The organism is Variovorax sp. J31P207 (genome assembly GCF_030316965.1).
Classification (GTDB): Bacteria; Pseudomonadota; Gammaproteobacteria; order Burkholderiales; family Burkholderiaceae_C; genus Variovorax; species Variovorax ginsengisoli_B.
Genome location: NZ_JASZYN010000008.1, coordinates 33229 through 47791 on the forward strand (window position 1 = coordinate 33229; position 14563 = coordinate 47791).

General features: G+C 60.3%; 11 protein-coding genes. All 11 read left to right on the top strand.

Annotation, left to right across the window (positions count from 1 at the left end; all coding sequences use genetic code 11):
• Positions 1–801 precede the first annotated feature (801 nt).
• The 11 genes from QTI68_RS25610 (at position 802) to QTI68_RS25660 (ending at position 14501) form a co-directional block, all read left to right on the top strand.
• A complete protein-coding gene (locus QTI68_RS25610) occupies positions 802–2418 on the top strand; it encodes an AMP-binding protein (RefSeq protein WP_286525648.1) in 1617 nt (538 codons plus the stop codon).
• 14 nt (positions 2419–2432) lie between these two features.
• Positions 2433–3332, top strand: a complete 900-nt coding sequence (locus QTI68_RS25615; protein WP_286525649.1) for a cyclase family protein — start codon at positions 2433–2435, stop codon at positions 3330–3332.
• Between the two features lie 467 nt (positions 3333–3799).
• Positions 3800–4789 (top strand): Bug family tripartite tricarboxylate transporter substrate binding protein, encoded by a 990-nt coding sequence (locus QTI68_RS25620; RefSeq protein ID WP_286525652.1) that lies wholly within the window; start codon positions 3800–3802, stop codon positions 4787–4789.
• 434 nt (positions 4790–5223) lie between these two features.
• A complete protein-coding gene (locus tag QTI68_RS25625) occupies positions 5224–5973 on the top strand; it encodes an electron transfer flavoprotein subunit beta/FixA family protein (RefSeq protein ID WP_286525654.1) in 750 nt (249 codons plus the stop codon).
• Between the two features lie 2 nt (positions 5974–5975).
• The gene (locus tag QTI68_RS25630; RefSeq protein ID WP_286525657.1) at positions 5976–6914 is read left to right on the top strand and encodes an electron transfer flavoprotein subunit alpha/FixB family protein; all 939 of its coding nucleotides are present in this window, start codon (positions 5976–5978) and stop codon (positions 6912–6914) included.
• Between the two features lie 281 nt (positions 6915–7195).
• Complete coding sequence (locus tag QTI68_RS25635) at positions 7196–8335, top strand: NUDIX hydrolase (RefSeq protein WP_353506444.1); 1140 nt, start codon at positions 7196–7198, stop codon at positions 8333–8335.
• Entirely contained in the window at positions 8307–9254 is a 948-nt protein-coding gene (locus tag QTI68_RS25640; RefSeq protein ID WP_286525660.1) for a FadR/GntR family transcriptional regulator, read from the top strand. The genes QTI68_RS25635 and QTI68_RS25640 overlap by 29 nt, the downstream gene beginning before the upstream one ends.
• A 134-nt stretch (positions 9255–9388) precedes the next feature.
• Positions 9389–10300, top strand: coding sequence for a LysR family transcriptional regulator (locus QTI68_RS25645; RefSeq protein ID WP_286525663.1), 912 nt, complete (start codon positions 9389–9391; stop codon positions 10298–10300).
• Between the two features lie 190 nt (positions 10301–10490).
• Positions 10491–11336 (top strand): IclR family transcriptional regulator, encoded by an 846-nt coding sequence (locus QTI68_RS25650; RefSeq protein ID WP_286525664.1) that lies wholly within the window; start codon positions 10491–10493, stop codon positions 11334–11336.
• 531 nt (positions 11337–11867) lie between these two features.
• Positions 11868–12842: an AraC-like ligand-binding domain-containing protein gene (locus QTI68_RS25655; protein ID WP_286525666.1), complete on the top strand. Its 975-nt coding sequence runs from the start codon at positions 11868–11870 to the stop codon at positions 12840–12842.
• A gap of 144 nt (positions 12843–12986) precedes the next feature.
• Positions 12987–14501: an amidase gene (locus tag QTI68_RS25660; protein ID WP_286525668.1), complete on the top strand. Its 1515-nt coding sequence runs from the start codon at positions 12987–12989 to the stop codon at positions 14499–14501.
• Positions 14502–14563 lie beyond the last annotated feature (62 nt).

Below are 14563 nucleotides of genomic sequence, written 5' to 3' on the forward strand. Positions count from 1 at the left end.
TGGTCGCGAAGCGAGGTTGAAGGGGCTATTGATCTGCTGACTTCTGATCGTCGTAAGGGATCACCACGACAGAGATGGAACTCGGCGCAGAGGTAAGGCCCCGTGCATCTGGAGCGTCTTGGCTCTTGTGCTGGCCGGAGCGCGTTGCTCAGCCGCCGCGGTCTATGCGGCTGGGTGAGCCTCCAAGCACGACCGCCTGATCTCGCCGTCCGCGCCGGAGGACGTGCGGGCCTCTTGTCACCGGGCGACCATCATGGCCGAATCTAGGCAACGGGTAGGTCGCGGCCGGCTGAACGCATGGACCGGGTCCTCGTGGGGATCCGGCGCAGGCATGATGCCGAGAGACGTGATCCCAGTACCTCGGGCAGGCTGCTGGGCTTACGCCAGCATCGATGAGGCGCGTCACGGTATCCCCACGGCAACGGCACAGTGAGCGTTCGAGAGTTTTGCTCAGGGATCAGAAAGGGTTCCCTTGGCAGCACATTCTGGCTATACTTCAATTCGAAAACGCGAAACATATTTCGTGTTTGAAAAATGACTCTGGTCGTCCGCGAACCTGACGTGGCCCAGGTGACCGACAGAACTATCCGAGCCTGGAGGCAACCATGTGCAAAAGCGATGGCAAAGTGCGCGTCCTCTCCACGAGCGGCGTGTGGGTTTGTCAGCCGCTGGGATCGCAACGTACCAATGGGTGGCACAACCAGCAACCTGGTTGCGGGCAAATGAGCCCATTTCTACTCGCTGGCACCGACGCAACTGCGATGAGTCGAATGGGCTGTACACCGCGTTAAGGAGGAACCAATGACCACCATGCCAACGAGCCGAACGATCCCGGCACTTCTCGACGAGCAGGCAGTGAGGTACGGCGAGCGCGAAGCTTTCGTCGCAGGCTCAATTCGCCTGACGTATCGAAGGTTGCGCGAAGAGGTACGGCGTACGGCAAAGGGCCTGAAGGCGCTAGGCGTTAAGCGAGGCGACCACGTCGCGATCTTGATGGGGAATCGAATCGAGTGGGTTCTCTCATTTTTCGCATTGCAGCAACTCGGCGCAATCTCGGTCGGTTTGAATACGTGGAGCACACCTCGAGAAATGGAGTATGCGCTTTCGCACTCCGAAGTCAGTTGCCTGATTGCCGTTGATTGGTTCCGCCGCAACAACTACCGTGCCATGATCAATGGAATGCAGCCGCGGTCCGGTGCTCTATCCAAGCTTCAACGCATGATCTGGATATCGGCGGGGACTCAGCCCACGATTGCTGCGTCTGACGAGGGAGATCTCGACTGGGAAGCGATGATGGCTCTAGGAGAGGGAGTGTCTGACTTCCTTATTGACGAGACTGCCGGCGAGATCGGTGCAGACGACGTCGCAATGTTGCTCTACACCTCAGGCTCGACCGCCGCGCCCAAAGGAATGCTGCTGCAGCATGCCAATTGGATACAGAACGCGTTCAACATCGGCGAGCGCCAGCACAGTTCTGAAGCTGACAGGCTATGGCTGGCGGTGTCGCTGTTCTGGAGCTTCGGGAGCGTGAACGCCATGCCCAATGTCATGACGCACGGTGGATGCGTGATATTGCAAGAGCACTTCGATGCGCCTGAAGCTCTCTCACTTATCGAACGCGAGCGATGTACTCTCATGTACGGTACGCCCAACATGGTCCAAGCGCTGATCGAGCATCCCGATCGCGCCAGGCGAGACCTGTCGTCGCTACGCAGCGGCGCGATGATCGGTACGCCCGAGCAATTGATGGGGGCTGTCGAGCTGGGTGCGAGGAAGATCTGCAACGTCTACGGCCTGAGCGAGACCTATGGCAACTGCGCCGTGACGGATGCCAACGACACGCTTGAGGTCCGGCTGCACTCGGTGGGTCGGCCGCTCGATGGGGTTGTCGCGAAGATCAGTCACGTAGAGTCCGGTGCCACACTATGCCCCGGCGAAGTGGGCGAAATCCGGGTTCAGGGGCCGCTCTTTGCCGCCTATTTCAAGGACGCGCAAAAGACTCGGGAAGCATTTGACGAAGACGGGTACTTCCGCACGGGCGACCTGGGTAGCATGGACGGGGAGGGCCGGCTGTACTACCGTGGCCGCCTCAAGGAGATGGTCAAGAGCGGCGGCATCAACATTGCGCCCATTGAGGTCGAGGAGACGCTGTTGGGTCATGCAGGCGTGCAAAGCGCCTACGTCATTGGTGTTCCTGATCCCTCGCTGGATGAAATCCTGGTCGCCTTCATCGTACCCGCTGCCGATTGCTCAGTGACTGCAGAAGAGTTGAAGCAATTTTGCAAGAAGGAGCTTGCCGCCTACAAGGTGCCAAGCCAGTTCCGCTTCATCACAGATGCCGAACTGCCGCTCACAAGCACAGGCAAACTGCAAAAGATGAGACTGGTCGAGCTGCTAAAGAGCGGTGAAACTGCGTAGAAGGGGACGTATCAATGGAAGACAAAACGAGCGTCAACTCGCCGAACAACGCATGGGGCCGTTGGGGTCCGGAGGATGAAGCGGGAGCTCTCAACTTGATAGGTGCTGCGCAGGTGAAGCGCGCCGCTGGTCTTGTGCGGACTGGTGAAGTGATCCGGCTTGCGCAGCCACTGTCGCACAAGACACCGGTGCCGCGACATCGTTCCGGACTTCAACATTTCATGGGACGCGACGGAGGCGACTATGCTGCCGGTGCCAGGCGACCGGGAGGGTTTCAGTTCGCCGAGGATACCGTCATCATGCCGCTGCACATTGGCACTCACATCGACGCGCTATGCCACGCGTGGTGCGAAGAGAAGATGTTCAATGGATATAGGGAGACGACGATGCGCAGCACGTCGGGTGCCACCCGATTGGGGGTTGAGAAGATGCCGCCAGCGTTCACTCGCGGCTTGCTGATCGACCTGGTCGAGTTGCGAGGCCGGCCTATGCAACCTGGTGAGGTCATCTCCAGGGAGGATTTGCAGGCGTGCCTGGCAGTCGCTGGGCTTGGCATTGAGCCAGGGGACGCGGTCCTGCTGCACACTGGCTGGTTGCAAGCGCAAGCGGGGAACACAGACATCGACTTCAACAGCGAGCCTGGCATCGACCATGCTGCTGGGTTCTGGCTGGCGCAGCAAGATGTCGCGATCATCGGTGCTGACAACTTCGCCGTTGAGGTTCTGCCTTTCGCCGAAGGTACCGTCTTTCCTGTCCATCAGTGTGTGATCCGCGACTTTGGCATTCCTTTGTTGGAGGGCTTGATGCTCGAGCCCTTGGTTCGAACCGGTCGCAAGGAATTTCTCTTCGTGGGAGCGGCTCTGCCGATTGTCGGAGCTACTGGAAGTCCGTTGACACCGCTGGCGGTCCTTTGAGCGCGGTTCCATTTTTGAAGGAAACGGTCTCTTGAGCGCGTCCGGGGTGTTCGCGATTGCCTCGATGACCTTTGGAACAATTGGCTGGGCAGTACTTGGGCGACATGGCCCCCGACGTGATCAAGCCGGAGTCCCCGGGGGAGCTCGAAGGCTAGTACCTATAGACAGCTTATCGTTGATCCATTGCCCTCGTCTCGAGCGACGGAGCCGATCGCCTGAATCTCTCTCTTCCCAACGGATGTTCGCGGATCGTTGCATGGATTTGCACGTGCATGCCCAGTTCGGTCCGGTCGACACAGCGTCGTGCAAGGTGGTCACGGACACCTGCAGCTTAAGGTAAAGGACCAGTGTTTGCAGTTCTTCGCCGGCTGCGGATACGTGTGGATGCCCAATCGCACGCGCCTTTCCTCGGAGGCCCACACGAGCTTCGGACCTTCCCTCATTCATCCCCGACTTGAGAGACATCTATGACCCAGGTTCTGCGCACCCTTACCCAGTCAGCCTTTCTATTGGTTGCCGAGCTCGCATTGGGAACTTCACTCTATGCCCAGGAGACGTGGCCTGCCGGGAGTGCTGTCAAAGTCATCGTTCCTTTTTCCGCGGGCGGCGGTTCGGACGTTCTCACTCGTCAGCTTTCCGAGCGTCTGCAGTCCAAGCTTGGCGGGAACTGGATTGTCGAGAACCGAACCGGCGCTGGGGGTAACATTGGCATGGAAGCGATCAGGACCGCGGCGCCAGACGGCAGCACCATCGGCTCTGCCACCATCGGAACCCTGACGATCAATCAGTTCTTGTTCTCAAAGCTCCCCTATGATCCCGTCGCGGACTTTGTCTACGTGTCAAAAGTCTGGGAGAACTGCAACGTCTTCGTGGTGCCGCCTGACAACCCGTCAAAGAACATCACGGAATTCCTGGATTGGGCCAAGAAGCGCCCGAAAGGCGTCAGTTACGGTTCGGCTGGTGTTGGAACCACACCGCACCTGGCCGGTGAGTTGTTCCGGCTGCGAACCGGCATCGATGCAGTTCATGTTCCATTCCGCGGCGCTGCTCAGTCGATGCCCGCCCTGATGGCCGGCGACACTGACTTCGCGATTGATAACATCGCGAGCTACACGCCACTCATCAAGACTGGAAAAGTAAAGGCGTTGGCAGTCACTTGCCCCGAACGCTGGCCGACCATGGTCGACGTGCCGACCATGGCCGAAGCTGGGGTAGAGGACTTCATTGTCACTGCGTGGGGTGCTTTTGTATTGCCCAAGGGCGCCGCTCCTGCACTCGTCAACAAACTGTCATCTGCCATCGCAGAGATCGCCAGAGATCCGGCCGTGCAGGACAAATATCTGCAGATCGGCGCTTTGCTGAGGCCCACCACACCGAGGCAGACGGAGTTGTTCGCGGAGCAGGAGCGCGCGAAGTGGAAAGAAGCGGTCCGCATGTCGGGCGCCAAGCTTGAGTGAGATGCGTGGGCACCGCATCTGCGTGGGTCTTTGCATGCATCTTGGTCGATCTTCGCCTTGACCTCTTTCTGTGTGTGCCGTACGTCGAGAAGCGGGGCCTGTGCTTCACCTCAATGTGGCGAGGGGTGGCCTAACTCGATGCGCGCTCGCAGATGCGGGAGACGGCGCAGCAGATGAACGTGTTGCTCGTTCCGTTTCGGCTAAGGGACCACGGCCCGCAATTTGGAAGTGCCGCGAGATGAAGCGAGTCTTGCGCTCACTTTTCTAATTGGTTATACAATAATCCAGGACTTAGCTCCTGCGGCATCGAGTGGCTTTGCGTCGGAGACGCGCCAGGCGTCAGAGGCGGCTGAGCTCAGCCTAAGAGTTCCGAGACGGAATCATTTGGTCAAAAGGCAATCGTTAGTTCTCCCGACTGTTTAGGAGTGAATCGAGTGAAGATCCTTGTTCCCGTCAAGCGGGTCGTCGACTACAACGTCAAGGTGCGCGTCAAGTCCGACGGCACCGGTGTAGCCATCGCCGACGTGAAGATGAGCATGAACCCCTTCGACGAGATCGCCGTCGAAGAGGCGGTGCGCCTGAAGGAGAAGGGCGCGGCCACCGAGATCATCGCGGTCTCGTGCGGCGACGCGAAGTGCCAGGAGACCCTGCGCACCGCGATGGCGATCGGCGCCGACCGCGGCATCCTGGTCGAGACCACCGAAGAACTGCAGCCGCTGGCCGTGGCCAAGCTGCTGAAGGCGCTGGTCGACAAGGAGCAGCCCGGCCTGGTCATCCTGGGCAAGCAGGCGATCGACGACGACGCCAACCAGACCGGCCAGATGCTGGCGGCGCTGGCGGACCTGCCGCAGGCCACCTTCGCCAGCAAGGTCGAAGTGGCTGGGGACAAGGTCAACGTGACGCGTGAAGTGGACGGCGGGCTGGAGACCATCTCTCTTTCCGTGCCCGCGGTCATCACCACCGACCTGCGCCTGAACGAGCCGCGCTACGTGACGCTGCCGAACATCATGAAGGCCAAGAAGAAGCAGCTGGACACCTTCAAGCCGGAAGACCTGGGCGTGGACGTCAAGCCGCGCCTGAAGACCCTGAAGGTCAGCGAGCCGCCGAAGCGCGGCGCCGGCATCAAGGTGCCCGATGTCGCGACGCTGGTGGACAAGCTGAAGAACGAAGCCAAGGTGATCTGATCATGACCGTACTTGTTATTGCCGAACACGACCACGCCACGCTCAAGCCGGCGACCCTCAACACCGTGACCGCTGGCATCGCCTGCGCCAGCGGCGACGTCCACGTGCTGGTGGCCGGCGCCAACGCCGCCGAAGCCGGCAAGGCCGCTTCTCAAGTCGCAGGCGTGGCCAAGGTGATCGTCGCCGACAGCCCGTCCCTGGCCGAGAACCTGGCCGAGAACGTTGCCGCCCAGGTCCTGGCTATTGCCAAGAACTACAGCCACATCCTGTTCCCCTCGACCGCCAACGGCAAGAACGTCGCCCCGCGCGTGGCGGCTTTGCTGGATGTCGCCCAGATCAGCGACATCACCAAGGTCGACAGCCCCGACACCTTCGAGCGGCCGATCTATGCGGGCAATGCGATTGCGATCGTGCAGAGCAGCGACGCGATCAAGGTCGTCACGGTGCGCACCACGGGCTTCGATGCCGCAGCCGCCACCGGTGGCAGCGCCGCAGTGGAAACGGTCGCAGGCGTCGCCGACAGCGGCAAGTCCAGCTTCGTCGGCCGCGAAGTCACCAAGAGCGAGCGCCCCGAACTGACCGCCGCCAAGATCATCGTCTCGGGCGGCCGGGCCCTGGGCAGCGCCGAGAAGTTCCAGGAAGTGATGGCGCCGCTGGCCGACAAGCTCAACGCCGGCCTGGGCGCCAGCCGCGCGGCGGTGGACGCGGGCTACGCCCCGAACGACTGGCAGGTCGGCCAGACCGGCAAGATCGTCGCGCCGCAGCTGTACATCGCCTGCGGCATCTCGGGCGCGATCCAGCATCTGGCGGGCATGAAGGACTCCAAGGTGATCGTGGCGATCAACAAGGACGAAGAGGCGCCGATCTTCTCGGTCGCCGACTACGGCCTGGTGGCCGACCTGTTCACGGCCGTGCCGGAACTCGTCAAGTCGGCAGTGTGACGGCGGAGCGCCAGCGGACGGCAGCCTGGCAAGCTAGCAGCCGCATCGAACTACTTGGCAAGCCTCGAAATCTGCTCTCCAAACGCGATGATGCTGTACTGTTCTCAGTCTGGAGTCGCTCGATGCGCAGCCAATTTTTCGTGCTTTTGACTTGAATCTCCAGTATTCCTTGTATTCAAGGTATGTCCGAACTTCAGTCGAGTCCACTTTTCGCGGACCTGCGCCAAGCGGCCAGCATGGTGATAGTCCGCGCCGCATCCTGCAGATTCGAAGTCTTGCTCATGCGTCGCGCCGACAAGGGCGATCAGAACAGTGGGGCTTGGGTTTTTCCAGGTGGCTTGGTAGACAATGGAGATCGCCTCTGTCATCCCTATTGTGCAGGCCTGGACGATGCCACTGCAAGCCATCGGCTTGGTGTTCCAAGTAACGGCTTGGACTTTTACGTCGCAGCTATCCGCGAGACTTTCGAAGAAGCCGGTCGTCTATTCGCAATCGGAGAGCGGGGGGAGCACTTGGCAACGGACAGTGTGAGCAAGGCATGTCTATCCTCGATGCGAGGTCCACTGAGTCGAGGAAAGATTGAGCTCGCCGCGCTGTGCCAAGGGCAGCGGCTCCGTCTGGACGTGAATAGGCTGCATTACATCGCTCACTGGATCACTCCAGTGGGGATGCCGAAGCGGTTCGACACAAGGTTTTTCTTGGGTGTCCATGAGGGTGAGCACTTGGTAGAGCATGACAACGTCGAGGTCTTGGAGCATGGATGGTTCGACCCGGCTACCCTCTTGGCGCAGCCTGGAGGTCGAAAACTTCTAGACGTCACGCGCTCGACGCTAGGACTCTTGTCAGAGTTCGACACGTTGGAGGCGCTGATGCAATGGGCGGCTTCTCCACGCATCGTTAAGACGATGCTCCGACGACGTAGCAGAGACGCGGCCGGCGCTCAGACGGTGCTTCCCGATCACCCGGCATGGGCTGAGATCGGCTTGCTCGATCCCCGAGGCGATGGCTCAGCATGGTGCGAGTTGCGGATCGGCGAATGGGTGCGGCTTTCGCGGTCTGTTCAGCGGCTGACGCATGCCTGTGGGAATACCTACCTTGTTGGAAATCTACAAAGTGGGTGGATTGTGATAGATCCTTGTTCCCCAGAACAGATGCGCAAGGCCCTGGCAGAGGTTTGTGATGGTCAATCGCCAAGAGCAGTGTGGACCGATCAGGCGATCTTCCATCACGCCATTCGCCTCGGAGATTGCAACACCCTCGTGCCGAAATGCACTCCAGGCGGAACGGTGTGGCTGCTTGAGGAGGAGCGATTGGCATTTACGGGCCGCTGGCGTCCTGCGCCGTCGGCGCATCCGGATCCGTTGCTTGCGTCGGCCGATTGGATCGCTCCGAGTGAAGGCTTCCTCGTTCAGGTGGCCTGACATCGGGCACGCGGTGATAATGGCAGATATGCCTTTACCTTTGTCACCTCGCTCGGCGACCGCGTCCGCAAGCAATAAACGTCCAAAGGCCGCAGAGGTGGTGGCGTCCGAGTTGCGGCGGCAGATTGTTACCGGGCGCCTGAAGCCAGGCGACCAGTTGCAGCCCGAGCATGTATTGAGATCTGAATTTGAAATCTCTCGCCCGACCATGCGCGAGGCGTTGCGTCTACTGGAATCGGAGTCGCTGATCACCATAAGCCGTGGCAAACACGGAGGCGCCCGCGTCAGCTCCGTCGACCTGGGAGCAGTCGCCAGACAGGTCGGCGTGTTCCTGCAACTGGAAGGGACGACGTTGGCGGACGTATGGCTCGCCCGTACCCTCATCGAGCCGCCGGCGGCCGGCCTCATTGCAGCGCGACCCGATCCCGAGATTCTGGCGAGCTTAGAGTCCAACATCGACGAAGCACGCCAAGCCGCGAAAGTCGACCTCATTCGGTATGCTGAACTCAGCGCGGAGTTTTCGATGCTGATAACGCGTCACTGCGGCAGCAACACCATCCATTTGCTGTCCGCACTGATCTCGGACATCATTCGCCGTCAGCATGAGCATGTGACAGAGCAGACGCGCGAACGTGGCAGCGTCGATCGGCTAAGAGAGGAAAGCCTCCGTGCTCGCGAAAAGGCGGTCGAACTGATGCGCAAGGGAAAGGTCGTAGAGATCGAGAAATTCTGGCGAATGCACCTCGAGCATATGCGAGACCTGGTACTGGCTGCCTACGACGGACGGGCCACCATCGATGTGTTGACCAAGCCCGTGGGCAAGCTGCGATCCATTGGAAAGGTACGCCGGCAAGAGCAGCCTGTCTCCACGTCTCCGGCTGCTGTGAAGGCAGGAGGTAGAGGGGCTCTCCGTGCATAGCTTCCACCCAGCCTCATGCCGAACTGCGTCGCCTGCTCTCTGCGTTGATTGCCGATTCACGCTCCGCTGCATGGATAGCTCGCGCGCGGCCACGGCGGGTCGGTCGCTACTTTGACGCTCACACGTGCCAAACAATGTCTCGTATTACTCTACTCAATCTCGAGACGCTTTGCTGCATCGCGAATGTAGGTACCTTTGCTGCGGCAGCGGAAAAAATGCATGCTTCGCAGCCAGCCATCTCCGCGCGCATCCGCGACATGGAAGCGACGATGGGCGTAGCGCTGTTTCGCCGGCAGGGCCGGCGCATGGAGCTCACCTCGCATGGCCGGGAATTGGTGGCAATGGTAGAGCCGTTGCTGCATCGCCTGCAAGGTGCTGTCGGTTCGATCGACAACCCGGCTTCAATGACTGGCACCGTACGCTTCGGCGCGGGGGAATATGCTGCCCTCAGTTGGTTTCCAACGTTCATGTCAAGGTTGCACGAACGCATGCCTCGAGTGAACTATCAGGTGGATGTGGATCTTACGGCTTCGTTGACGGAGAAACTCAAAGCCGGCAAGCTGGATGTGGCGCTCCTTGCCGGCCCGATCGTAGGCTCTGACATCCGCTCGGTATCGGTCGGCAGAGTGCGCATGATTTGGGCGGCTGCACCCGGGCTGGTGCACTCTCTGCCGGCTTCGATGCCGCCGAAAGAAAGACTGATGACCCAATCCATTTGGTCGCTGTCGAGTCCGTCGGCCAGCCACACGATGACGCAGTCAATCTTGCACGAGCTCGAAGTGACGCCGGATGGGATTTCCACCTGCAACCATACCATGGCGCTAATAGAATTGATTCTGGCAGGCGCGGGCATCGCGCTCCTGCCGGAAATCCTCGCGCGTGGCTATCTAGCCAAGTCAGAGCTGGTGCCGGTGCTGCCGGGCTTGCCTTCGCCCGAGATTGAATTCGTAATCGCTTGGCAAGGCGCGCTTGACCAGCCGCTGATCCGCACTGTCGTCGAGCTCGCTCGTTCGGCGACTTCGTTTGATTTGGCGGCAATCCGTTAGCGTCGCAACGGCTGTCCATATGCTGGGCAATCGGGTCTGAATGCGATCATGGCGCGTTGATCGGCGAACTCGCTGTCGGCGAGCAACTATGCCCGACGCCCCATCGCCCTCCGGTGGTTGAGGCCGTATGCAATCGCGATAGCTCTGTCGCTGCCGCGGGGACCTTGAAATTGCTCCGTAGAATCGGGGGATGGATCCTGATCGCTATCTTCGCACCTTTGATCTCCTGGACCTTCTTGTGCGCCACAGGCAGGGGATGCGGCTGACCGAAATCAAGGATGCGCTCAACCTGCCCGCAAGCAGCGTACACAACATGCTCCAAACCATGGTGACGGCGGAGGTCGCAACCGTGACGGAGGACTTGCGCTACATGGTTGGGCCTAGGGCTGTGTCCCTGGCTCTTGCGACTATCCAGTCTCTCGACATCCGATCTATCTCTCGTCGCTATGTGCAAGATCTGGCGCGCGAGATTGGCGACGACATCTACCTGGCGCTTCAGGTGGGTAGCCGCGTGTTCTACGCGGACCGCGCCATGGGCAACAACCAAATTTCACTTGACATTCGCCTGGGCGAGGCGCTGTATCTGCACAGCACTGCCACGGGCAAGCTGTTCGCTGCCCATGATCCCAAACTGGCAGCGAAGGCCTTGTCGGGGCGCCTGCCAAAGCTTACTCCCTCGACCATCACGAGCGCTGAAGAACTGGAGCGCGAATACCAGCGGATCCGAGAGGCAGGCTACGCGTCAAGCAGAGAAGAATCCGTGGATGGTGTCGTTGGCTATGCAATACCGGTTCGCCATGCGGACGGCTCGTTGGCCGCGGCCTTGCATGCTTCCGTCATCGCAAAGCTAGCGACGAAGAACCACGAGCGCAAGCTGCTCGCGGCGGCGCGAGAGTGTGCCACTCAGATCGAACGCCAACTTGGTCACGGGGGTAATGGTCAGTTCGCATCTGGGCTTCGGCCGGCCGCAGGCGTGGTGCTACCCGCGGTGACCGAGCGCGCGGTGCGGCCCGCTCGGAAGCGGGCCTCAAATTGACCGGTGGCCCAAGCGGTCAGTCGCTCCACCTGGAATTTTGAGGCCAAGCCGGAGACCGTCCGTCCATCCGTCCTCCGTCTGTTCGGCTGGTCTCCTATGGACGTCATTCCGAAGCAACGCCGCCGTCACAGCGCAGCGTTCGAGGCGAAGGCGTCATATGGCTTGTCTCGGCGCCGGCTGATTGCGTGGCCTGGCTGCGCGAGCTGTTGCAATGATTCGTATCGATGCCCCGTGGCTGTGCAGTCCGCCACTGGACATGCGCGCCTCCCGCTCCACGCCGCCCACTGCGTCGCTGAGGAAGCCTCTGCGGTTCCAAAGCCTGGAGCTATCGGAGCGAGCAGGAAGGCGAAGGCTGACCTTCGGTGACTCCGGCATTTCAGCGTGACTTCCCTAAGGATGCGAGAGACGGCAGACGAAAGGCCAGCGACATTGCGGTGCGCGTGAGGGGTTCCCCTATTTCCTATCCATGGAGCCCGAGGGACCATTCCAACCCGCCGTGCACTGTCGTAGGGCAGCTGCCGGGTACGCTTCTTGCACGAAGCGGTTCTGAAGGAAGAGCGGAAATTGCGAACTATTTATTCGACCGAAGATGTCGACGATCGGCAGAGAATCGCTTATTGGACCGACGCAATCAATCGGACGCATTGCGAATCAGTGAATGAGCCCCTCGCTGCGCTGGGATTCCGCGCGCTCATGTCTACTACCAGGGTCGGCGATCTGTCGCTCAGCGAGATCGAGTCGGATGCTCTCACGGCCAGGAGAGGATCTGAAGAGGTCTTGCATTCGCCTTCCGATGACTTCGTCGTGATGGCGCTATCGAGTGGCCGCGCCTGCCTGGAACAAGGCGGAAGGCAAGTCGTCCAGAAGGCAAATCAGATGGTCATCTACGACACCGCACGGCCCTTCGCCTATGTGTTTCCGGAACGCTATAAATCAACGTCGGCTCGCATACCGCGCAAGGCCATGCTCTCTCGAGTTCCTATGGCGGAGCGGCTGACGGCAAGGGTCGTCGATTGCTCATCGCCACTGGCTGGACTCGCGATGAGCCTGGTTCGACAGGCGTCATCGCTCGAACCTGAAGAAGGCCGAGGGTGGGGTCCCCGCGTCGGTGCTTCGATCACTGATATCCTAGGTGCTGCCCTCGAAGCATCTCTCGCTCCTGGATTGACACCTGGGGGGCGTCATCAGGAATTGCTTCGGCGCGTGAAGGCAGACCTGCGGCTCCGGCTGGACGATCCCGATCTCGATCTGGAGTCCATTGCTTCGGCACACAATGTGTCGAGTCGAACGATCAATCGTCTCTTCGCCGCAGACGGCACAACTGCGATCCGCTGGCTTTGGCAAGAGCGCCTTGAGTTCGCATACCGTCAACTCAGCGAGGGGTGCGCCCGCTCGGTGACTGATGCGGCCCTGGCGTCCGGGTTCAGTGACTTCTCCCACTTCAGCCGAAGCTTCGCGAAGCGCTTTGGCGTCTGCCCGGGTTCGCTTCTGCGCAAAGTTGCATGACGTTGTCGCGCGCAGTCCAGTAGGTTGACGCGCCGGGCATAGTTCGCAGTCGACTGGTCTTCTAAATTTGGCGGTAGGCCCTTGGCCCCCGCTGCCGAGGCATCCCGTGCTCGGCAGTTCGATCCCCGCCATTGGAAACCAAACATGACTGTCCAAACTCCGACGCCCCAACAACTGCAAACCGTCGCGAAAGAATGCGGGCTCGACTTGAGCTCCGCCGAGATCGCATCGTTCATCTGTCTGATGTCACCTGCCATCGCAAGCTACCAGGCGCTGGATGCAATGGCGGATGAGATCCCAATCGTGGACTACCCGCGAACGCCAGGCTACAGGCCGAGTCGCGAAGAAGATCCACGCAACGTCTGGCATCGCAAGACCAACGTTGTGGGTGCAAAGGCTGGAAAGCTTCAGGGAAAGCGAGTGGCGCTCAAGGACAACGTCCAGTTGGCCGGAGTGTCGATGATGAACGGCAACACGGCGCTAGAGGGCTTTGTCCCTGAATTTGATGCCACCATCGTGACGCGCATCCTGGACGCTGGCGGGGTGATCGTCGGCAAAGCGCACTGTGAGAACCTGTGTCTCTCCGGGGGCAGCCACACCAATGCCACCGGCCCCACACACAACCCATTCAAGATGGGGTATTCAGCGGGCGGATCGTCCTCCGGAAGTTCGGTGGCCGTCGCACTTGGTGAGGCGGATATGGCGATTTCCTGCGATCAGGGCGGATCGATTCGAATTCCCGCCTCGTTCTGCGGCGTGTACGGCATGAAGCCCACTTTCGGATTGGTGCCCTATACCGGGATCATGCCCAACGAGGTCATGGTCGACCATGCAGGGCCCTGCACCGCCACCGTGGCTGACAACGCCTTGATGCTGGAGGTGATTGCCGGCGACGACGGTTATGACTCGCGGATCAAGTCCCCTACTATTCACGCCTACACCGAAGCGCTAGGGCAGGGTGTCCGTGGTCTTCGAATCGGTATCGTGAAGGAAGGATTCCAACATCCCGGCTCTGAGGAAGCAGTCAACGCCTCTGTGCGTGCTGCGGCCGAAAGATTTCGCGTTCTGGGGGCGGAGGTGAAAGAGGTCTCGATTCCAATGCATTTCGAGGCGCCTGCAATCTTCTCGCCCATATGCGGCGAGGGTACAGTTCAGACCACGTTTCGTGGCGATGGCTATGGACTCAGCCGCGGCGATCTCTATTCGGTGGCGCTGATGGACAAATTTCGCGGTTGGCGACAACGCGCCAATGATCTGTCCACGACTGGCAAGCTGTTCTTGATGACGAGCACCTACATCCACAAGCTGTACGGCCCGCGATACTACGGAAAGGCCATGAACGTCAGCCGCCGCCTGCGTGCCGCGTACGATACCGTCCTTTCCGAATTTGACCTGCTTCTGATGCCGACGACTCCGATGAAGGCCACTCCCTTGCCAGAAGTCGACGCGAGCCGCGAAGACGTCGTCGCGAGGGCGTTGGAGATGATCAGCAACACATCGCCGTTCAACATCACGCACCATCCGGCGATGACCGTGCCGTGTGGAATGGTCGACGGCCTGCCTGTCGGATTGATGCTGATCGGCAAGCACTTCGACGAACCAACGATCTACCGCGCTGCACACGCCTTCGAACAAGCAGGCGATTGGAAGTCAATGTAGTTCCGATACCGTGGGCGACGTCTGCATGACAGCCAGGAAAGGCTCGGACGAGCGAGAGCCGA